17 protein-coding genes are annotated in these 21,115 nt (G+C 37.9%); 11 read left to right on the top strand and 6 right to left on the bottom strand.

The genetic code is table 11. The annotated features are described in order from the left end of the window. Nucleotides 1–3 precede the first annotated feature (3 nt). From AS4_RS10955 to AS4_RS10935, 5 genes are read right to left on the bottom strand one after another with little or no spacing between them, the layout of a single operon-like run. Entirely contained in the window at nucleotides 4–930 is a 927-nt protein-coding gene (locus AS4_RS10955; RefSeq protein WP_096734157.1) for an HpcH/HpaI aldolase/citrate lyase family protein, read from the bottom strand. Further along, nucleotides 927–2,093 carry a cysteine protease StiP family protein gene (locus tag AS4_RS10950; protein ID WP_096734156.1) on the bottom strand — a complete coding sequence of 389 codons (1,167 nt, stop codon included), beginning with the start codon at nucleotides 2,091–2,093 and terminating at the stop codon, nucleotides 927–929. The genes AS4_RS10955 and AS4_RS10950 overlap by 4 nt, the downstream gene beginning before the upstream one ends. Beyond that, nucleotides 2,086–2,865, bottom strand: coding sequence for an HAD family hydrolase (locus AS4_RS10945; protein WP_096734155.1), 780 nt, complete (start codon nucleotides 2,863–2,865; stop codon nucleotides 2,086–2,088). Before AS4_RS10945 ends, AS4_RS10950 begins: the two co-directional genes overlap by 8 nt. Continuing rightward, nucleotides 2,855–3,976 (bottom strand): phosphoribosyltransferase domain-containing protein, encoded by a 1,122-nt coding sequence (locus AS4_RS10940; RefSeq protein WP_096734154.1) that lies wholly within the window; start codon nucleotides 3,974–3,976, stop codon nucleotides 2,855–2,857. Before AS4_RS10940 ends, AS4_RS10945 begins: the two co-directional genes overlap by 11 nt. Nucleotides 3,977–3,981: 5 nt before the next feature. Next, nucleotides 3,982–4,938, bottom strand: coding sequence for an ATP-grasp domain-containing protein (locus tag AS4_RS10935; protein WP_227548063.1), 957 nt, complete (start codon nucleotides 4,936–4,938; stop codon nucleotides 3,982–3,984). Nucleotides 4,939–5,300: 362 nt separating this feature from the next. On the opposite strand from AS4_RS10935, the gene AS4_RS10930 reads away from it, so the two are divergent. The 11 genes from AS4_RS10930 to AS4_RS10880 all read left to right on the top strand — a co-directional run bounded on the left by AS4_RS10930 (nucleotide 5,301) and on the right by AS4_RS10880 (nucleotide 20,037). After that, nucleotides 5,301–6,491 carry a TerD family protein gene (locus AS4_RS10930; protein ID WP_096734152.1) on the top strand — a complete coding sequence of 397 codons (1,191 nt, stop codon included), beginning with the start codon at nucleotides 5,301–5,303 and terminating at the stop codon, nucleotides 6,489–6,491. Between the two features lie 57 nt (nucleotides 6,492–6,548). Then, nucleotides 6,549–7,124 (top strand): TerD family protein, encoded by a 576-nt coding sequence (locus AS4_RS10925; RefSeq protein WP_056511216.1) that lies wholly within the window; start codon nucleotides 6,549–6,551, stop codon nucleotides 7,122–7,124. Nucleotides 7,125–7,140: 16 nt separating this feature from the next. Beyond that, nucleotides 7,141–8,250: a DUF475 domain-containing protein gene (locus AS4_RS10920; RefSeq protein ID WP_096734151.1), complete on the top strand. Its 1,110-nt coding sequence runs from the start codon at nucleotides 7,141–7,143 to the stop codon at nucleotides 8,248–8,250. 2 nt (nucleotides 8,251–8,252) lie between these two features. Beyond that, the gene (locus AS4_RS10915; RefSeq protein ID WP_004821595.1) at nucleotides 8,253–8,831 is read left to right on the top strand and encodes a TerD family protein; all 579 of its coding nucleotides are present in this window, start codon (nucleotides 8,253–8,255) and stop codon (nucleotides 8,829–8,831) included. 116 nt (nucleotides 8,832–8,947) lie between these two features. Continuing rightward, nucleotides 8,948–10,255, top strand: a complete 1,308-nt coding sequence (locus tag AS4_RS10910) for a vWA domain-containing protein (protein WP_096734150.1) — start codon at nucleotides 8,948–8,950, stop codon at nucleotides 10,253–10,255. A 14-nt stretch (nucleotides 10,256–10,269) separates the two neighbouring features. Beyond that, a complete protein-coding gene (locus tag AS4_RS10905; protein WP_004720370.1) occupies nucleotides 10,270–10,986 on the top strand; it encodes a TIGR00266 family protein in 717 nt (238 codons plus the stop codon). A 17-nt stretch (nucleotides 10,987–11,003) separates the two neighbouring features. Next, complete coding sequence (locus AS4_RS10900; RefSeq protein ID WP_004720371.1) at nucleotides 11,004–11,594, top strand: TerD family protein; 591 nt, start codon at nucleotides 11,004–11,006, stop codon at nucleotides 11,592–11,594. Nucleotides 11,595–11,840: 246 nt separating this feature from the next. After that, the gene (locus AS4_RS10895) at nucleotides 11,841–14,045 is read left to right on the top strand and encodes an OsmC domain/YcaO domain-containing protein (protein ID WP_096734149.1); all 2,205 of its coding nucleotides are present in this window, start codon (nucleotides 11,841–11,843) and stop codon (nucleotides 14,043–14,045) included. A 340-nt stretch (nucleotides 14,046–14,385) separates the two neighbouring features. Beyond that, entirely contained in the window at nucleotides 14,386–17,127 is a 2,742-nt protein-coding gene (locus AS4_RS10890) for a type VI secretion system Vgr family protein (RefSeq protein WP_096734148.1), read from the top strand. Then, entirely contained in the window at nucleotides 17,120–18,121 is a 1,002-nt protein-coding gene (locus AS4_RS10885) for a T6SS immunity protein Tli4 family protein (protein WP_096734147.1), read from the top strand. Before AS4_RS10890 ends, AS4_RS10885 begins: the two co-directional genes overlap by 8 nt. A gap of 8 nt (nucleotides 18,122–18,129) precedes the next feature. After that, nucleotides 18,130–20,037, top strand: coding sequence for an esterase/lipase family protein (locus AS4_RS10880; RefSeq protein WP_096734146.1), 1,908 nt, complete (start codon nucleotides 18,130–18,132; stop codon nucleotides 20,035–20,037). A gap of 174 nt (nucleotides 20,038–20,211) precedes the next feature. On the opposite strand, the gene AS4_RS10875 is transcribed toward AS4_RS10880, so the two are convergent. Beyond that, entirely contained in the window at nucleotides 20,212–21,093 is an 882-nt protein-coding gene (locus tag AS4_RS10875) for a LysR family transcriptional regulator (RefSeq protein WP_004821587.1), read from the bottom strand. Nucleotides 21,094–21,115: the final 22 nt, after the last annotated feature.

Raw genomic sequence — 21,115 nt, 5'->3', positions numbered from 1 at the left:
GGCTTATACCACCAAGATTTTATCGTGTGTTGAACACGATGATTTGACCAAACCAAAAGTTTTATATCTAAGTAAAATCATTTCCGCCCAATTTTTATGGGTGGCAGGTTCGATCATTGAACCATGACTTTTAAATACACTTTTAGCATCATGGGCTAAGATTAACTGAGCTTCATGGAAATCTTCAGGTTGAACTTGCAAGGCATGATGAATATGCCCAATTTGAGCAGGGTGAATTGCTGTTTTGGTATAAATTCCGTTATTCATATCTTGTGCAAGTTCTTGCATCAATAACTGTGTATTTTCAAAATGTTCGCAGACAGGTGAACTCAACTGAAAACCATTGGGAATAAATAATCCAGCCAGTTGAGAAATCAAAATGCCCACAGGCGTTTGATAAATCGTGGTGTTTTTGGGTCTACGCAGATTTAAACAGGACAAGAGATCATTGCCACCAATTCTTAAACATAATGTTTTATGAAAGTCATATTTAAGGGCTTGGTAAAGTTCGATATTGTGTGCCACATCAAAGATTTCTTTGGTTTCAAGTGTCGGCATATATTGCAAATTGGCTGGTAATACATTCATCCAGTTTTTTAGGTTAAATACATTAAACTTGGGCAAAATCATGCCATTAAATGTTTGATTTAAATCCCAGTCGACAATGTGCTTCGCCATTTCCATATTTCTTGGACGGATAAAAATCGCAGGGGCTTTTAAATTAGGTTCATCCAGTCGTCTTTGCAATAAATGTTTTAAATTCACCATCGCCGTTTGAACATCTGATTCGAGTACAGCATCTTCAAGGCATACCGCAATTGATTTAATCTGAGGAAATTTAATTCCTTGGGTAACTTCCCACAATTGTTCATGTGTTGCGGGAATATACATGGTCGCGCCAAGCTCAATGGCGTGTAAAAGTGGCTTCATTTTTTCTTCTCTACTTTTTTTATCAATGTCGCTGCGTGATAAGGACCTAATTTTGTTCCCAGAATATCGACCGGAATATTTCGCTCACGTGCAAAGTGCAATAATAATTGTACATGAGGATTAGACTCATCTTTCAATAAGATTCGTTCAGGTACGCGTCTTAAAACTGCACGTGTTGCTTCAGCAATACTGGGTTTTATATGGTTAATATTTTGAATTGCATATTGTGTTGCAATCCAGTCAATCGTTTCTGCACATTGTTGCTGTTGCGCTAAACGAATTTGATTGTTCCAATTCACCTGTTTATCAGTTGGGTTTTTTTCAATCAATAGTCGTATTTTCTCAATAAAATTGACAGAAAGATCATAAGGTTTTAGCTGATCATAGATTAAACAACTGTGCCATTTTTGTGTCTGATAGCAATTGTTTCGAGCATCTTGCTGTTCTATGGTTTCTTTTAAAATCGTCCGAGAAGTCAGTCCAGAGATCACAGAACCTAATATCCCAAATGGAATCAACCAATCATCTGTACTGGCACTTAACCAAGAATAACCACCCAAATCAGACAAGGTAACTAAACGCGGGATCTGCCAATTTTCATCAAAGAGCTCCGGAATGTCTTGTAGATTTTTTGTGAGTTCTTTGCATATCGCGCCTTTACCTGTCCAGCCATCAACAAAAACGATATTCTGAGCACCATGTTGTTCAATAATCGCTTGCAGTGCTGCAAAGTCGACACCGCGATCACGAATGATACTAATACCATAGTGATAGCAAGACTGATGCTTTTCAAGGTAATGCTTGAGTAATACACCTAAAGGAACACCAGCGCGAACCAAGCTCACCAAAACAATCTCTTGCTTGGGAAAACGTTGCAGCAAACTGTTGCCAATTTTTTGAACTTCTTCGGCAAGGCGCTGTGCACCTTGTTCAAAGGCATGCTGATAATGTTGCATCTGTTCATCCGTTGGCGGATGTTCAGCACTGATCATTTGTGAATAGTGCATTTTTCCTGACTGGATCAGATATTCTTTTTCTTCAACTGCAGTGGGTTGAATATCATCAATTTGCATCAAAAAAGTGACATCTTCAGGACGATATGAACCGTGAAAGCCAAGTTCGCTCAATGTTGGATTGAGTGGTGTGATCAATGAATTAGACATGACCTAAATATCCTTTAGTGTCAAAATCATGGCTTAAATGGGTATTGAGAAACTTATCCAACTGACTGCTTTTCGGCATTCCAAACCAATCACAACAGCTGAGGAATCCAGCATCTGATAGACTATCGCCCCAACCTAAAATAATACGTTCCCGCTGTGGATCATGTTTTTGAATATAAAACTCAACCGCACTTTGTTTGCTGACATGATGTGGAATAATCGCCAGATTATTGCCATTGATATGGATATAGCATTGTTCCAGTAGCGTTTTAGGTAATTTTTCAACAAGCTGATCTAAAAATAACGCACCCGCTTGTTTTTGCTTTGCAACAGAATAAATACTCAGTTCATTTTCGACCAAGGTCCACGTTCTGACTTCACCCAAATCTTTGGCATAGTCATGCAAAGCATCTGGCAAGTCAGTCAGTATGCCATTGAGTTGAATTTCATGTTGTTTTTGAAGATCAAACCAATCTGTATCCACGGCTAAATTCTGATCTAGAATCGTGCCACCATGTGAACAAATCGCACCATATTGAAAGGGGATTTGTACACGTTTAAAGCCTTCAACTGAGCGAGCAGTGACTGGCACAACTTCAGCAGATTCAAGCAACCAGTTCAAAAAAGACTGCTGTTTTGGGCTCATATATGAAAGCGGTTGTCCTGAAACATCCGTAGTCACCATCTGATGTTGTGGTGTAGGTTGCTGTTTTCGATAAGTTTGAAATAAAGTGTCATCCAAGTCGACAAAGACCAAAGGTTTAGGGTTCATAACTGATCACTTCCAAATTTTTAATTTGTTCAAACAAGCTTGGGTCTACACTATCTTGATGTGTTTCAATCACCAAAAGCACCCGATCAAATTCTTGATGTTTAACGTTATAAGCAAAGTTTTGAATATTGAGCCCATAGTTATCATGAAACTGGCAAATACTTTTTATTGCATGTCCTTGCATGATTGGTGAACGGGTTGTTGAACTAAAATAAGTTTCAGCACCTTGTTGTTCCAACTGTTCTGCAATCAGAAAAGGGATCCAACTAAACTCACCTGAACCGAGTACAAGTATTTTTTCGCCTGGATGATTGATGTGAATATGTTCCCATGGCTTACATTCTAAATAACCTGGCTCACGCCCCCAATTATTTGGTGCAATAATTTTCTGTGCCTGTTGCTCAGTGGAGCTGACATTGGGCATATTAATCTGAACATTGTGTTGATTCGCTTGCCACTGCCAATTTCCTTGCAATAATGAAACCACTTCCACAGGGATATCAAGCTCATCCGTTGCAAGACTGTGCTCAGCCCAGTTCACCAACGTGACCAATATTACGCGTTCAACTTGCTGCAAACCGGAATTGGTTAAACTATTGATCAGATTTTTAAAGGTTTTTCCTGTTGAAATTTCATCATCAACTAAAATCAAGGTCTTTGAATCAACCACTTGCTGATGTTTAACTGGATCGTGGCTGCTCAGAATAAACTGATCTTGAGCATGGCTATGTTCTTCTAGAAAAAGCCCCAATGTCGGTAAGGTTGATACTGGGTGTCGTGTTGTGGTTAAGAAAATCGCATTTTTGCCATGTTGTTTTTTTAATTCACGATAAACCCCAGCACCCAAACCGACTGCTGTTTCAGCCATACCAATTACACAGATTGGCCCAGCCAAATCTTTAGGCACTAAACTGGCTAAATCGCTATAGCTACGCTGCATGACAGAGGGTGCGACAGGGATATGTTTCCCCAATACTTTGGAAACAAATAAAAATGCTCTTTTAGGATTAATTCTTTCTGCAAAATCTAATAAATCATCTAAAGCCCAGTGGCTATGTTGTTGGTTAACTTGAACAGTGATTCGCCCACGACTTAAATCTATATGCTTCATCTATATTACAAATCCAATTTTATACTATGGGCAATCGGTAAAGCTTTAACAGGCGATTGTTGCGGTGCTCGAACTAAGTTCAAATTTAATTTTTCAGCAATCAGTTCGGCAATCAAATTGACTCCCGTATGTTGTGTATAAGCAAAACCACCAGCAGGGCGTGGATTGATCTCAAGAATATGCCATTGCAAGCTTTCATCTTGTTTAAATTGGATGTTAATTAGTCCATCACATTGAAAATAATCGACTAAATCTATACAAATTTGATGACAAGGATGTTGCAAAAAACACTCTTGAAAATAAACATGTTTGATTCTGGTTACTTGAGCAATGATCTTTCCTTGACTACAAGCAATATCAACTGAACATTCTTGCCCAGCCAAATAAGGCATAATCAGATATTCAACAGGTTCCTCCTGTTGAATATATGCCTCTATAAATTGCTGAGTATTACATTTGGTCGGTGAGCTAAAATTTTTAAAGTACGATACATGATTCTGTAAACGGACAAAGCCTGCACCATAAACTCCATAAACAGGCTTAGCGCAGATCTCACTATGTTGTAGCTGTAATGTTTCAATGGATGTCTTCAGCGTTTCTGTGGAATTGGCTAATAACGCTGGAATGACAGATAAATTTTGCGCTTCACAATGTAAGGTAAATTGGTATTTATTGTTCATCAACTCATGCTGTTCTGAGCTGAGTGTACCAGTAATCAACTGAATAGCATGTTGTTCAAATTGGGTTCTAAACGGCTCAATATGCTGACTGTGTTTACCACAAAAGAGCAGTTGAATATTATGTTCAATACATTGTTCCAATAACCATTCAGCGCTCTTTGAAATAGCAGGTTGCTGAAGATAAACATCAGCACTTAAGGCAAGTTCGGGACGGTTACGGCTGTGAGAACAAAATATAGTCAGTTGTTTTGATATACTAGAACTTTTCAGTAATTGAATCATATCATTTTGACAGGAATAACACTCGGCGATCCAAATTTTATATTGCTGTAGCACGGGTAATTTAATCTCAAATTTTTATAAAGAATAACGAAGTTTTTAAAGCGACTATCTGATGCGCTGGAAAATATAACAATTCCCCATAGTGATACAATATTTAATTTTAATATTTTGTAAAAGTAATCAAATACCAAGAAAAAAACACTGAAACACTTGAGATTAGGAATTTTTATGGTAAAACATAGCATATCTATTTTTATTTGTTTTTTATAAAGAAAGTTAATTTAAAAACTTCATTTGAACAACGCATGATTTTAAATTCATTTTATCAAAAAGCGATAATATACCTATAAAGTGGAGGATTTATGCAGCTGGTTGCTGGTGGAAATATTCAAATACCTGCTCAGGATATTGAAATTTGTATAAAAACAGGTTTTTCATCTGACATAGAATTAGATGTTACAGCATATTTACTGGCCCAAGGCACGCTTAAAGTGCGTGGTGATCAGGACATGATTTTTTATGGACAACGTCAAACCTCCAATCAAAGTGTGGTTTTGCTAGAATCATCATCTAAGAACCCAAATCTCACTAAATTAAAAATCAATACTGCACTTTTAGATGCACAAATTCAAAAAATCGCTATTTGTGTCACGATCAATGAACCAAACACCATTGGAAATATTGTTCCGATTGATATTGAGCTTTATGCAGCGCAACAGCGTATTGCGACTGCACATTTGGATACTCGGAATAGACCTGAAAAAGCCTTAATCCTTGCAGAGATTTATTTACATAACAGCCAATGGAAATTTCGTTTTGTTGGTCAAGGATTTAATGGTGGATTAAAGCCATTGGCAGAAAACTTTGGTGTTGTGATTGCCGATGAAGTGAAAAATACTACACCTACACCTACACCTACACCTACACCTACAAATTCAAATATTAATCTTTCTAAAATTCGATTGGATAAAAACAATTCAAGCATCAATTTAAGCAAGAAAGGCAATGGTTTTGGAAAAATTTCAGTCAATTTAAACTGGAATAAAAGCCAGCCCAAATCCCAATCATTTTTTCAGAAACTATCGGGTTCAAGTGCAATAGATCTAGACCTTGGCGCGATGGTGCAACTTAAAAATGGTGAAATTGATTTAGTACAACCGCTGGGTAATCGTTTTGGCCGTTTTGAGATCAAACCATTTATTCAGCTTGATGGCGATGATCGTACAGGTTCATCTGTACAGGGTGAAAATCTGCACATTAATGGTAATCAGTGGGATCAAATTGAACGTATTGTGATTTATGCTTATATTTATCAAGGTGCTGCGCAATGGGCAGCAACGGATGGCGTGGTCACCATTAAGATCCCAGATCAACCTGAAATTGAAGTTCATTTGACGGATGGTAATCAATTGACAACATGTTCTATTGTAGAATTAAAGAATAACAATGGCACTATACAAGCCAACCGAGAAGTTCGTTATTTTAAAGATCAAAAATATTTAGATGAACATTATGGTTTTGGGTTCCGATGGACACATGGTTCTAAAAATTAATCGACTGCATATATTTAAACAATCAATGCACACTGCAATAAAGTAGAGGAAATATAAATGGCAATTTCATTAAACAAAGGTGGCAACTTATCTTTAAGCAAAACTGACCCAAGTTTAAACCAAGTTTTGGTTGGCTTAGGTTGGGATGCGCGTGCAACCGACGGTACAGATTTTGACTTAGATGCTTCAGCATTTTTATTGAGCGAAAGCGGTAAAGTCCGTGGTGAACACGATTTCATTTTCTATAACCAAACCCGTTCACCTGAAGGTTCTGTTGAACATACAGGTGATAACCGTACAGGTGCGGGTGATGGTGATGATGAAGCAGTTCGCATTAATCTGGCACAAGTACCTGCAGATGTTCAAAAAATTGCAATTACAGTCACCATTCATGAAGGCGAAAGTCGCGGTCAAAATTTTGGTCAAGTTCAAAATGCGTTTATTCGTGTGGTAAATGATCAAAGCAATACTGAAATTGTGCGTTTCGATTTGAATGAAGATTATTCAACAGAAACTGCCATGATTTTTGGTGAATTATATCGCCACAATGGTGAGTGGAAGTTTAGAGCTGTAGGACAAGGTTATGCTGGCGGTTTAAGCGCAATGTGCCAACAGTTCGGTATAAGCATCTAATATAAGAGTTCAATGGATGAAACATTTTCGCTTTTCGATTCTTTTTACCATCATTTGTTTAGCAATTTCAGCGTATTGGGGTTTCACACATGGACCCCAAGCCGGCTTAATGACCATGTTCAAGGCATTGGCAATTACTGCAATTCTTGCAGTAATGGAAGTTTCTTTATCATTTGATAATGCTGTGGTAAATGCTTCAGTACTTAAGCACTGGAATCATTTCTGGCGAACCTTATTTTTAACAGTCGGTATTGTAATCGCTGTATTTGGTATGCGTTTAATCTTTCCATTACTCATTGTTGGCGTCACTGCAGACATGAGCATGATAGAGGTCGCAAAACTCGCGCTGAACGATCCGAAAACCTACTCTGAAAAGCTTATGGCACACCATGCTGAAATTGCAGCATTCGGTGGTATGTTCTTACTTTTAGTCTTCCTTAACTTTTTATTTGACGATGAAAAAGATGAGCATTGGTTCCATTGGTTGGAGTCAAAACTTGCTGATCTAGGCAATATTCAAGCGATTTCAGTGTTTATTTCATTATGTGCATTATTGGTTATGGCTAATTTTGTACCTGAAACGTCTCGTCTTGTTGTAACAATGGCAGGGATCTGGGGAATTGTGGTTTATGTCGGTGTTCAGGTGATCGGACACTTGCTTGAAGGCGGTTCACATGATGATGAGCAAGAAGCATCTGAACAAACAACTTCAAATAATGGTGCACCAGTCACAGGTACAATTATCAAAGGCGGTATCGGTGGCTTCTTGTATCTTGAAGTTCTTGATGCGTCTTTTAGTTTCGATGGTGTAATCGGTGCTTTTGCAATTACCAGTGATGTGGTAATTATTATGCTGGGCTTGGCAATTGGTGCAATCTTCGTGCGTTCTATGACCGTTTACCTTGTAGAAAAAGGTACGCTCGATGCTTATGTTTACTTAGAACATGGTGCACATTATGCGATTGGTGCACTTGCATTCATCATGCTTGCAAGTGGTACAGGCTTACATATACCTGAGGTCGTAACAGGTTTGATTGGTGTCGCGTTTATTGTTTGGGCAGTAATCTCATCAATTTCTTATAGTAAAAAACAATCTCTTGAAACAACAACTGAAAAAGGAAACTAAAAATGGCTATTAATTTATCAAAAGGCGGTAACATCAACCTGTCTAAAACAGCGCCTACCATGAATAAAGTAGACTTAGGTTTAGGCTGGAATCCTCGTGTTACAGATGGTAAAGCATTTGACTTGGATGCTGTTGCTTTTCTGACTGGTGAAAATGGCAAAGTTCGTTTAGATGGCGACTTCATCTTCTTTAACCAAAAAACTTCTCCTTGTGGTTCTGTGAACCATAACGGTGATAACCGTACAGGTGACGGTGATGGCGATGACGAAACCATTTCAGTTGATTTATCTAAAGTTCCTGCTGATGTGGCAAAAATTGTATTTGCTGTAACCATTCATGAAGGCCAACAAAATGGTCAAAACTTCGGTATGGTGGATAAAGCTTATATCCGTGTAATCAATAAAGATAGCAATGCAGAAGAACTTGCACGTTTTGACTTATCTGAAGACGGTAGCACAGAAGTTGCGATGATTTTTGGTGAGTTATACCGTCATAGCGGCGAGTGGAAATTCAAAGCAGTCGGCCAAGGCTTTAACGGTGGCTTAGGTGCTTTGGCTGCAAGTTATGGTGTTGCAGTTTAATTTTTAAAATCAGTACTAAAAGATTTATCTTTTAGTACTTGAAAGTGATTCGGTTTAAATCGGTTCATTTATGAACACAGTAAAAATTATTTTCAAGTACTAAATAGAGAACAACAATGCAATTCATCACTGGCCAAAAACTGGCACTTCACCAATTGTTGCAGACAGAGACACAGTTTAAAGTACGTGTTCAAGTTCAAGCACCTTTTGAAATTGATATTTCTAGTTTTGGTATTGCGCCAAACGATAAACTTTTCCATGATGATTATATGACTTTCTATAATCAGCCACAGGCTCCGAAAGGCGAAGTTCAATATCAGCTTCAAGGCAACATACATAGTTTTACCTTTGATTTAAACAAGATAGACGCAACACGAACATCACGTTTTGTTATTTGTGCAACCTTAGCCAATGAACAGTCTCAAATCCAAAATATACAATCGATTCAGGTCGAGTTATCTAATCAACAGGGTCAGGTTGTTGCCAGTTATGCTTTAAATGGTTCTAATTTTAGCCAAGAAAAAGCTGTGATGCTGACTGAGATTTACTTTAAAAGTGATGCTTGGCGTATCGCTGCAATTGGTCAAGGTTTTAATGGTGGCTTAAAGGCTTTAGTTGAGCACTTTGGGGGAGAGGTTGAAGAAAGTGCCGCAGCTACTCCATCAACAGCAAACCCATCGACAAGCAATAGCGCATCTACGATTGATCTGAAAAAGAAAGTGGTATTGGATAAAATCCAAAATGCAGCCCCACATTTGGTAGATATTACTAAAAAGTCTTTGATCAGTTTAGAAAAAAATAATTTACTCGATGTAAAAGCTCGCGTAGCTTTAGTCCTCGATTATTCAGGTTCAATGCACCAACAGTATATAAAAGGTGATGTGCAAAAAGTACTCGACCGAATTATGCCATTGGCAGTCAATTTTGATGATGATGGTAGTTTTGAGTGCTGGGCATTTGCAGAAAAATCCTTGCGTTTAAGCGATGTAACCCTGAATAACCTAGAAAATTTTGTCAATACAGATCAAGGCGGACACCCAAAGTGGAAAGCGGGTGCACGTTATAATAATGAACCTGCTGTACTTGAAGCCGTGATTCAATATTTTACCCAAGAAAATCCATCTCACTTACCCGTTTATGTGGTATTTGTTTCAGATGGCGGGGTCAGTGAAAGTAAAAAGATTAAAAATATTCTTAAAAATGCATCCAGTTTTCCTATTTTTTGGCAGTTCGTGGGTATCGGTGGCCGTAACTACGGTGTGCTCGAACAACTCGATACGATGGATGGGCGAGTGGTAGATAATTGCAATTTTTTTGAAATGAGCAATATTCAAAGTATGCCTGAAGCGCAACTGTATGATGCGCTGCTTCAGGAATTTCCACTGTGGTTAAAAGAAGCGAAAAATAAAAACATTATTCGATAAAGTGAGGACAATCGATGGCTAAATTTGAACTTGTAGGCAGTCCAGAACCATTTCTATTGGTCGATTTGGTACAGGGAGAAAAAATATTTTGTGAATCTGATGCTATGGTCATGATTGAGCAAAATTTAGAATTGGCAGGAAATTTACGTGGCGGATTATTTCAATCATTTATGCGTAGATTTACCACAGGGGAGTCGCTGTTTCAGCAAGAAATTAAAGCATCATTTGGTCATGGGCAGTGTTTACTTTCTCCAAACATAGATGGTGATATGCAGATTCTTAACATTGGCCCTCAGCAATACACTTTATCTGATGGGGCTTTTGTTGCAGCAACAGAACATGTCAATGTCAAAGCCAAAATTCAAGCAAATTTAGGCGGTGGATTCTTTGGTGATACAGGTGGTTTTGTGGTGATGGAATCATCAGGACAAGGACAACTGTGTATTTCTGGTTGTGGTACCTTGATGGAAGTCGATGTAAGCACTCAGAACGGAGAAACCACCATTGATAATGGTCATGTTGTGGCATGGGATTCGTCTTTAAGTTACAACATTGGGATGCCAAGTTCACAAAATCGCGGAATTGTTGGAAATCTTTTAAACAGTTTTACCAGTGGTGAAGGTATGGTGCTTAAGTTTAGGGGCAATGGCAAAGTCATTATTTGTTCCCGAAATCGCAAGAGCTACCTCACCTGGTTATCTTCGGCTTTAAATTTAAATAGAAACAATTAAATCTATGAGGGAAACACATGAGTATTAGTTTAGTAAAAGGTCAAAAAATCTCTTTAGAAAAAGGTGATGGTTCATCTTTGACCAAAATTTATCTTGGTGCAGGCTGGGATGTGGCTAAGAGTGGCGGATTTTTAGGTGGCCTTTTTGGTGGCGGTGGTGGTGATTCAATCGACCTTGATGCGTCTGTCATTATTTTTGATGAAAACAACCAACCGCTTGATGCAGTATGGTTCGGTCAATTAAAAAGTAAGGATGGCAGTATTTGGCATTCAGGGGATAATCGTACAGGTGCTGGTGATGGCGATGATGAAGTGATCCATGTTGATCTAACCAAAATTCCACCGCAAGTCAAAGCACTGGTTTTTACAATTAGTAGTTTCCGTGGTCAAACTTTTGAAAAAGTTGAAAATGCATTTTGTCGTTTAGTCGACTCAAATACCAATACTGAAATCGCAAAATATAACCTTTCCGCCAAAGGCAATTATACTGCTTTGATTATCGCTAAAGTTTATCGCCACAATGGTGCATGGAAAATGTCTGCGATTGGCGATACCTGCAATGGTAAGACCATTCATGACATGCTTCCTTCGATCATTCCAGTGCTATAAGCGCGGCTGTAAAAATTTTTAACCAACAAAGTCATTTCTAGGAATGGCTTTTGTTTAAAGTATTTTCAAACTTTCCATTCTAAAGTTATCAATTGTGTAAAATAATTCTATAATAGCGTCCATTATTACTGACCTCAGTTGAGGTTGGTTCGTTTTAAGTCAATTTCTTCTCCGTGATTCGGCTTATTTTTCAATATTTAAATTTTATGTGTCCATGCTAACACATAAGAATATTTAGGTGCCCACATGGAAATCAAAGTCAATTACCTCGACAATCTTCGACAAGAAGCCAAGTTCGATGACTTTACAGTAATTGCTGATCAACCCATTCGCTATAAAGGTGATGGCTCTGCGCCGGGTCCTTTCGATTATTTTCTTGCATCATCTGCTTTGTGTGCTGCTTACTTTGTGAAAGTGTATTGTGCAGCTCGTGATATCCCAACAGATAATATTCGTTTATCGCAAAACAATATTGTCGATCCTGAAAACCGCTATAAACAAATTTTTAAAATTCAGGTTGAGCTGCCTGCGGATATTTCGGATAAAGATCGTCAAGGTATTTTGCGTTCGATCGACCGTTGTACCGTTAAAAAAGTCATCCAAACAGGTCCTGAATTTGTTATTGAAGAAGTTGAAAGTATTGATGCCGATGCACAAGCATTGCTCATGCCAAACTTAGCACAAGAAAGCTCAACTTATATTGAAGGTAAAGATCTGCCTTTAGAGCAAACTATTGCCAATATGTCAGAGATTCTGGCAGGTTTGGGAATGAAAATTGAAATTGCCTCATGGCGAAATATTGTTCCAAATGTATGGTCATTACATATTCGTGATGCGCAATCTCCAATGTGTTTTACCAATGGTAAAGGTTCAACCAAAGAAAGTGCTTTGGCTTCGGCATTAGGCGAGTTCATTGAACGTTTAAATTGTAACTTCTTCTACAACGACCAGTTTTGGGGTCAAGACATTGCCAATGCTGAGTTTGTACATTATCCAGATGAAAAATGGTTTAAACCAGGACCAAATGGAGCGCTACCTAAAGAAATATTGGATGAATATACATTAGAGGTATATAACCCAGACAATGAATTATTAGGTACACATTTGTATGACACCAACTCAGGTAATACTGAGCGTGGGATTTGTTCATTACCGTTTGTACGCCAATCAGATCAAGAAGTTGTATATTTCCCATCAAATTTGATTGAAAACTTATATCTAAGCAATGGTATGAGTGCAGGAAATACCTTAGCGGAAGCTCAAGTGCAGTGTTTATCTGAAATTTTTGAACGTGCGGTTAAACGTGAAATTTTAGAGGGAGAAATTGCACTTCCAGATGTACCAAAAGATGTTTTAGCAAAATACCCGCGTATTGTTGAGGGCATTAAAGGCCTAGAAGAACAGGGCTTTCCAGTCTTGGTTAAAGATGCATCGTTGGGTGGTGAATTTCCAGTGATGTGTGTCACGTTGATGAACCCACGTACAGGTGGCGTATTTGCATCGTTTGGTGCGCATCCTAAGCTTGAAGTTGCTTTAGAGCGTAGCTTAACTGAATTGTTACAAGGTCGTAGTTTTGAAGGTTTAAATGATTTACCTAAACCAACCTTTAGCAGTAATGCAGTGACTGAACCGAATAATTTTGTTGAACATTTTATCGATTCAAGTGGTGTAGTGTCTTGGCGTTTCTTTAGTGCAAAATCAGACCATGACTTTGTTGAGTGGGATTTTAGCAGTGCGGGTGAAAATGCCAATGCTGAAGAAGTAAAGACCATGCTAAAGATTCTTGAAGAAATGGGCAAAGAAGTCTATATGGCCGTCTATGAGCACTTAGGCGCGACAGCTTGCCGTATTATTGTGCCTGATTATTCTGAAATTTATTTGGTTGAAGACTTAATTTGGGACAATACCAACAAAGCATTGTTATTCCGTGAAGATATTTTAAATCTTCATCGTTTGGATGATGAGCAACTGGAAGCTTTAGTTGAACGTCTTGAAGAGGTTGAAGTGGATGATTACACCGATATCGTGACTTTAATTGGTATTGAATTTGATGATAATACTGTGTGGGGACAACTGACCATCCTTGAGTTAAAGCTGTTGATTTATCTTGCTTTACAACAGTTTGAAGAAGCCAAAGATTTAGTTGAACAATTCCTGCAATATAATACTAATACTGTAGAACGCGGCTTGTTCTACCAGTGTATGAATGTAATGCTTGAAGTTGAACTAGATGACGACATGGATTTAGATGATTACGAAGCGAATTTCCGTCGTATGTTTGGTGATGAACGAATGGATGCAGTTATTGGTTCTCTAGACGGCAGTATGCGTTTTTATGGTTTGACTGAAACCAGTATGCAGCTTGAAGGGCTTGATCGTCATTTAAGACTTATAGACAGCTATAAGAAGTTACATAAGGCACGTGCTAAAGCTGTTGGCTTAGCAAGTTAAACGCATTTTACTTTAGAACATAACTGAAATACCCAAGATTCGTCTTGGGTTTTTATTTTTCAAAATAATATCAATAATAGATCTCTTTCATAAATCAAAAAATGATCCTGTTGAGCAATCATATGGGTATTGAAAGTTCCTTCTCCCTTTGGGGAGGCTAGGATGAGGGGGATTTTATGTTGATTTATAGTTTTAAAAAGGACTTATGAAAGAAGCCTAATTTAAATTTATATCTCTAGATGAATATTGAATTTGGAACACAACAATAATCCAGTAAATTTGAGCTATACTAAATTTTATGTTAAGTTTTACTTATTAGTTGTAAGGCTATAATAATAAAATGTTGAATAATATTTCTATCTTCTTGGATAAGTTTGGCTTCGGAACTCAAAAACGTGCGATGAGTGTCCAATTTTCAAATTTGGAACTCAATTCCCAAATCATGTTGCAACGTATTGATGGCTATCATGCTGTCAACGAGGGCTTATCTGCAGAACTGATCTGTTTATCCTTAAATCCATTTATAGAATTAAAACAATTTATTGGTTGTCAGGTGAGTGTGGACCAAGTTACAGATTCAGGCAGGTTGTTTAGAACGACAGGGATTATTACAGGTGCAAGTCAGGGACAATCCGATGGTGCGTTTAGCCTTTATCGCTTGACCATGCAAGATCCAACCAGTTTATGGCATAAAAGACGTAATAGCCGCGTGTTCATGGATAAGCGTGTTGTGGAAATTTGCGAAATTATCGTAAAAGAATGGCAATCCAAAAGTGCCTTGTTTGCAGCAAGTTTAATACTGGATAGCAGTGGCTTAACCAAAGACTATGATGTCCGTCCATTCTCCATGCAATCAAACGAATCTGATTATGAATACCTTACTCGGATTTTACGTGAAGAATCAATTAACTGGCTGATTGATGAGTCGAATTACTTGGTTTCTAGTAATAGACATAGTATTGAACCACAGAAACTAAGATTAATTGATGACAATGCCCAATTTAAGGCCCTTGAGCGTAGAACCATTCGTTATCATCGATCGAATGCAACGGAACAGTATGACAGTATCACCAGTTTTATCGCAAAGAGACAATTACAATCTACAGCAATCCACGTCCAGCGTTGGCAAGCAGACAGTTTAACTCAAGAAGACGCCAGTGGTTCCGTCCTCAGTTCACACAAACACAGCGCACAACGCGACAATGAGAGCCTAAGTCTAGAACAGGCTTGGAATATTTCTCCTGCATGGATCCGTGACCTTAAAGGTGAAGACCAAGCCACGGTATCAGGAAATAGCCAACTCGATAAACTGAATAAACAACTGAATCAGTATCAAGCTTTGCAAGCCAAATACTTTACCGCGCATAGTAGTGTCCGTGATACACAGGTTGGCTATTGGTTTCAATTGACTGATCATCCAGAGTTGGACAGAAATCATCGTGGAAGTGATAAGGAGCTGCTTATACTGAAGAAGCACTTTTACCATCAGAACAACTTTCCCAAAGATATTCAAGATCAAGTTGAAAAACTCTTAACTTTAAGTCATTGGCAAAGCAATAAAGACAGTAAACAAGAACGTCAAGCCAATGAGTTAATGCTGGTGCGTAAAAATATTGATATTGTTCCAGAATATGACCCTTTAAAACATCGACCAACGGCTCACGTACAACGTGCCAAAGTGGTCAGTGATGGTGAAGAAATCTATGTGGATGAATGGGGTCGGATAAAAGTACGTTTCCTATTTACTCGAATTGAAGATCATGCTCATGATGGTGGTGCTGGTTCAAACGATACTGATACCGATTCTGCATGGGTCGATGTACTGACGCCATGGGCGGGTGAAGGTTATGGTGCAAGATTTCTACCTCGTGCTGGTGAGACGGTAGTGATTGATTTTTTTGATGGTAATATTGACAGACCCTTTGTTACAGGACGAATCCATGAAGGACATCGAAGTCCAACCCAATTTGATATCAAAGGCAAATTGCCAGAAACCAAAAAGCTGAGTGGTATTCGATCAAAAGAGATTTCGGGGGAAGGCTTTGGGCAACTCAGATTTGACGATAGCACTGGGCAACTAAGTACACAGCTACAATCTAGCCACGGTGCAACACAGCTAAATTTAGGTAATCTAAGTCATCCCAAAGAAACCGCAGAAAGTGATGGTCGTGGTGAAGGGTTTGAGTTAAGGACCGATGATTGGGGCGGAATACGTGCGCCTAAAGGAATATTAATTACAACAGAAATAGCAAGTAATGCTGCTGGAAACCAACTTGATCGCGACAATCTTCAAAATAATATCGAAAAATTCTTAGCAACTAATCAAGCCATTCAGGAAGCAGCGAAACAACACCAAACTTCTGCGCCAGCATTGGAGTTACAAGAAGCCATAAAAATAGCGCTTCCGAACTGGAATGAATCAGATTCAACTCCTTATATTGCAATCGATGCAAAGGATTCACTTATTTTCGATGCAGATAAAGGCATAATTGCCCAAGCCAAAGAAAACATTGATATAAGTTCAGAAAGTAATGTTCAAATTTTTTCAGGTCGAGCTTTTCTGGCAAATGTTTTAGATAAAATTTCACTCTTTGCTCAAGCAGCGGGTATCAAAATCAAAGCTGGACAAGGTGCAGTCGAAATTGAATCACAAGCAAGCAGCATGAAAATCGCCTCACAAGAACTGATGCATATTTATGCGATTAATGACTTTGTCAAAGTCGAAAGTGGTAAAGGAATATTGATCTCATCTGGTGGTGGTTTCATTAAAATTGAAGATGGCAATATAGATATTGTTTGCCCAGGCACCCTATCCTTAAAAGCAGGGCAAATTAAAACCATGCCAGGCAGTACTTTAACTACTGATTTAGCAGCCATGCCAAAACTTCAAATGGATTATGGTGAATGCTTTGTGTTACGTAATAAAGCAGGCAAAGCCATGCCAAATATGAAATATAAAATAAAAACAGAAGATGGAAAAACCATCGAAGGTATTACGGATGCCGAAGGTAAAACAGAGAAAGTAACGTCACTGGCTATGACCAAAGTAGTCATTACATTATTAGGATATGTCGATGAATAAATTACGCTCTTGTTTATTATTCACTATTTGTATCATCAACACAGGATGTGCATTTGCAAAATCAGAAATAAAAAATACTGGAAATAACATGATCAATTTAGAAAAAACCAAAACTTATTGCATTGGGCGCTATGTGGTTGATATCCCCGCTGAAGCAAATCCATTAGAACGTTATGATAAATATGATTCTTTTACCATTAAGGCTCAAACTAAAGCAACACGTCAAGATTTTGATACTGCTATTCAAAAAGTGAGAAAAGAATATTCTGATGATGGTTGGTTTATCACCGATAACCCTCAAGAACAAAAAATTGATGGACGTATTTCTAAAATTATAAAAGGAAAAAAATCGAAAGATAAGGGGCATCCTTTTACGGTCTTTGGATTTGTACTCGATAAAAATACGTTATTTTTAATTGAAGGAGGACATAGTGACTCCCCAGAAAGAACCAAGAAAAGTAATGAAGCAATTCATAATTTAGTGAAAAACTTACACTATCGTAATGAATACGAGATTCCCAAAGAAATAGGACAATGTATTTATCAAGGTTTTATTAAAGATGAAACCAAACAATACCGTTATAGTATCCAAAAACTTGGTTTTAGATTTAAGGACTATCCAACAGTAGTGTTACGTTTTGAAGCAGAAACAAATGATGAATATGTCTTAGCAATGATTCCCCGGATAGAAAAAAAGTTTAAAGAGGTTGGGCAAAGCCAACGTCAAATTGATAAAGGCAATATCCGTAAAGGTGAAAAAGATACGGCTTATTTAACAGGGCAAGAATGGATTTCCGTTGAAAAAATGAAAGGCAAAAATGGCATTAGCGCCCTATGGGAACATACGGGCAGTGCCAATAATAATCAGGATCCATTGATTAGTTTTGAGGTAGATACAGCACGTTCATCTCCGCTTACACAGAGTAGTAGTTTACAACAATATGACGCCTTAAAACTTTATGAGTCGATTTTAAAAACCATACGTAAATTCTGAGAATAACAATGTCAAATCATATACATCGTCATGAGGCCTATGAAAGGCTTTATAAATCTGGAAGTGTTTCCTATGTTTCACACACCACACCGGATAGTGTCAATACCGAGTGTGAAATCCCTGCACCTGTAACACATGTTGTGCCGGTTATTTTTATTCCAGGCATTATGGGCTCAAATATTAAAGATACCGCAGATGATAAAGAGGTTTGGTATCCTCGAATATCACTTTCCACGATTATTGAATACAGTAAACGAGATGCACGAGAACGACAAATTGCCTTGAATCCAGCAACAACTCAGGTGGGTTATGATGGCGATGTAAAAATAAGTAAAAAGCGAATTCCACATATCACCAAAGACGTGGCTTTGGCACGCGGTTGGGGCTCAGTGATTACCATTGGTTATGCAGATTTATTGATTTTTATGGAAAGTCAGCTTAATCAACCCTTTAAAAAGTTAAGTGAGCACAAAAAAGCCCAGTTTAATGGTACAACTGAATGGGAAAAAATTGTCCATCCGGGCAATAAAGCAACTGAAAAAATACTTAAAAATTGGTCTGCTGAAAAAACAGTTGAATTATTAGGTTTAGAAAAGCATGAGCAATTGGCTGATTATGCTTTTCCAGTGTTTGCTTGTGGCTATAACTGGTTACAGACCAACATGAAGTCAGCGGATCAAGTTGCGGACCGACTCAATAATGAAGTTATGGCACAAGTTAAAAAAGAATTTCCTAGCGCAAAATTTAAGAAATTTATTATTGTCAGTCACTCTATGGGAGGATTAGTGACTCGTGCCTTGATTCAAAATGAAAAAGTCAAAGATAAGATTGCCGGTGTGGTACATGGTGCGATGCCTGCCAGTGGTGCGCCAGCGGTATATCAGCGTCTCACTGTAGGCTGGGATGGTTGGAAAGCGTCAACAGGACTCTTTAAAAGTGCTGCTGCGTGGGCAACTAAATTTATGTTTGGAAATACTTCTGAACGTCTCACCGCAACATTGGCAAATGCGCCTGGGGGATTAGAACTATTACCTTTCTCAAATTATTCCAATGCTGTGGATTTTCCCAAAAATCCTAAAGCATGGTTAGTCATTAAAGCCAAAACACCTAGCGGTGAAATTACCGCCACATTACCAAAAAGTAATGACCCATATAATGATATTTATAAAAGAAAAGATTGTTGGTGGGCGATGATCAATCCTGATTTTATTGATCCTGCTGGATTGGTTGCAAAAACTGTAGATAAAGACGGATATGATAGTATTTTTGATGTTTATAGAGATACTTTAGTTATTGTCAAAAAATTACATGATCATATTAAAGATGCTTATCATCCCACTACGTATGCCAACTATGCTGCTGACAATAGTTTTAAAGCATTTGGTCAGGTGGTGTGGCGCTGTAAAGAAGAGTTAAATATTAGCAGTGAAAATGAATTGATTGAATTAATGAGCTTATATGGCAAGAAAAAATTAATCCAGTTCCCGGATATCAAAGATCGAAGTGATATTAAAGAAGATGATCCCAATAATCCTCCAGAAAATGATGCAGATTTAAGCATTAAAGGCTCGAAAACTCATAATTTACAAGACAACGCCTATAAAGAAGATGGTGTAAGAGAAATTTTGCTTGATGAAAAATCTAAAATTTCTAAAACCAATAAAGCCACATTTTATTTAGATCTTAAACCCACTTCAAAAGGAGATGGAACGGTATGTTATCAGTCTGGGCAAGATGTTCGTGCAGAGGGGCGTAGTCCAATTGAAACCTTTATTATCAATGGCTATGTACATGCAAAGAGCTATGACAATAAACATGTCCAATTGAATACAATATATTGCATTGCAAACATCGTCGATATTATTAAACAAACTTCAACATCAGAAAAATGTGAGAGTGAAACCAAGCGTTTATAATTTTATATGAGTTTAAGTAAATAATTTTAAGGACTTCTAAGGTTAACGATAGAAGTCTAATTTTATCTGGTCTTAATTGTTCTCAATATTTCTGACTTTATATTAAGGGAAAAATTTGAAGACGATTTAGGCAATATTTTATAAAATCAAGAATTTAAATTCTACCGAAAATTTTCAATCCATCAATAAATTTTGATATTTATCAGCTTGTGTTCTTAAAAAATCCCAAACCAATTTTATACGCGGTTCATGCTGTAAATCGACTAAAGTTAGCATCCAAAAGGTATGAATAAAACGAACTTCGTCTTGTAACACCTGTTTAAGTTCTGGTTTATTTTCTGCCAAAAACTTTGGCAAAATTGCCAATCCAGCACCTGCACTCACAGCAACTTGTTGGGCCAAAATACTGCTACTTCTAAAATTTGCATTGAGCTGTAAGGGCAGACGTTCTAAACAATACAGTTCAGGGCTGTAAATTAAATCGTCAATATAGTTTACAAACTGGTGGTTTTTTAAATCTTCAAGTTTTTTAATCGCTTGAGTGCTTTCTAGATAGCCTTTACTGCCATAAATTTTAAGACAATAATCGGTTAAACGGGTAATGATATAAGGTCCTGACTTAGGACGATCAATGGAAATCACAATATCAGCTTCACGATGCGACAGCTTAATCATTTTTGGAACCGGGATAAGATCAATCGTGAGTAAAGGGTATTGTTTAGACAGTTCTGCCAATAGCTGGGCTAAAAATGCTGTTCCAAAACCCTCAGGTGTGCCAATTCGCACATGTCCTTGTAAAGGTAAGTTGGGTTTTTCAATTTGCAAGAATGCTTGTTCCATTTGCTCAACACGGGGCACCAACGCCAAGCCTTCCATAGTCAGTTCATAGCCTGTGGCTTCGCGTCTAAACAACGGCGTTCCTAAAGCTAATTCTAGCGCCTGTATCCGTCTAGACACGGTACTGTGTTCGACCCCAATAATACGAGCTGCATTGGTTAACGTCTTGGCACGCGCTAAAACTAAAAAAAACTGTAGGTGATCCCAATCGACTTTCATTGTGTATGACATCCTTGTGCAT

This window comes from Acinetobacter guillouiae (genome assembly GCF_002370525.2).
In the GTDB taxonomy this organism is placed as follows: domain Bacteria; phylum Pseudomonadota; class Gammaproteobacteria; order Pseudomonadales; family Moraxellaceae; genus Acinetobacter; species Acinetobacter guillouiae.
This window is presented reverse-complemented; position numbering and strand designations above follow the sequence as displayed.

Excerpts from the sequence above, each read along its gene's own strand:
- AS4_RS10955 (WP_096734157.1), bottom strand. The coding sequence starts at position 930 with ATGAAGCCACTTTTACACGCCATTGAGCTTGGCGCGACCATGTATATT.
- AS4_RS10950 (WP_096734156.1), bottom strand. The coding sequence starts at position 2,093 with ATGTCTAATTCATTGATCACACCACTCAATCCAACATTGAGCGAACTT.
- AS4_RS10945 (WP_096734155.1), bottom strand. The coding sequence starts at position 2,865 with ATGAACCCTAAACCTTTGGTCTTTGTCGACTTGGATGACACTTTATTT.
- AS4_RS10940 (WP_096734154.1), bottom strand. The coding sequence starts at position 3,976 with ATGAAGCATATAGATTTAAGTCGTGGGCGAATCACTGTTCAAGTTAAC.
- AS4_RS10935 (WP_227548063.1), bottom strand. The coding sequence starts at position 4,938 with ATGATTCAATTACTGAAAAGTTCTAGTATATCAAAACAACTGACTATA.
- AS4_RS10930 (WP_096734152.1), top strand. The coding sequence starts at position 5,301 with ATGCAGCTGGTTGCTGGTGGAAATATTCAAATACCTGCTCAGGATATT.
- AS4_RS10925 (WP_056511216.1), top strand. The coding sequence starts at position 6,549 with ATGGCAATTTCATTAAACAAAGGTGGCAACTTATCTTTAAGCAAAACT.
- AS4_RS10920 (WP_096734151.1), top strand. The coding sequence starts at position 7,141 with ATGAAACATTTTCGCTTTTCGATTCTTTTTACCATCATTTGTTTAGCA.
- AS4_RS10915 (WP_004821595.1), top strand. The coding sequence starts at position 8,253 with ATGGCTATTAATTTATCAAAAGGCGGTAACATCAACCTGTCTAAAACA.
- AS4_RS10910 (WP_096734150.1), top strand. The coding sequence starts at position 8,948 with ATGCAATTCATCACTGGCCAAAAACTGGCACTTCACCAATTGTTGCAG.
- AS4_RS10905 (WP_004720370.1), top strand. The coding sequence starts at position 10,270 with ATGGCTAAATTTGAACTTGTAGGCAGTCCAGAACCATTTCTATTGGTC.
- AS4_RS10900 (WP_004720371.1), top strand. The coding sequence starts at position 11,004 with ATGAGTATTAGTTTAGTAAAAGGTCAAAAAATCTCTTTAGAAAAAGGT.
- AS4_RS10895 (WP_096734149.1), top strand. The coding sequence starts at position 11,841 with ATGGAAATCAAAGTCAATTACCTCGACAATCTTCGACAAGAAGCCAAG.
- AS4_RS10890 (WP_096734148.1), top strand. The coding sequence starts at position 14,386 with ATGTTGAATAATATTTCTATCTTCTTGGATAAGTTTGGCTTCGGAACT.
- AS4_RS10885 (WP_096734147.1), top strand. The coding sequence starts at position 17,120 with ATGAATAAATTACGCTCTTGTTTATTATTCACTATTTGTATCATCAAC.
- AS4_RS10880 (WP_096734146.1), top strand. The coding sequence starts at position 18,130 with ATGTCAAATCATATACATCGTCATGAGGCCTATGAAAGGCTTTATAAA.
- AS4_RS10875 (WP_004821587.1), bottom strand. The coding sequence starts at position 21,093 with ATGAAAGTCGATTGGGATCACCTACAGTTTTTTTTAGTTTTAGCGCGT.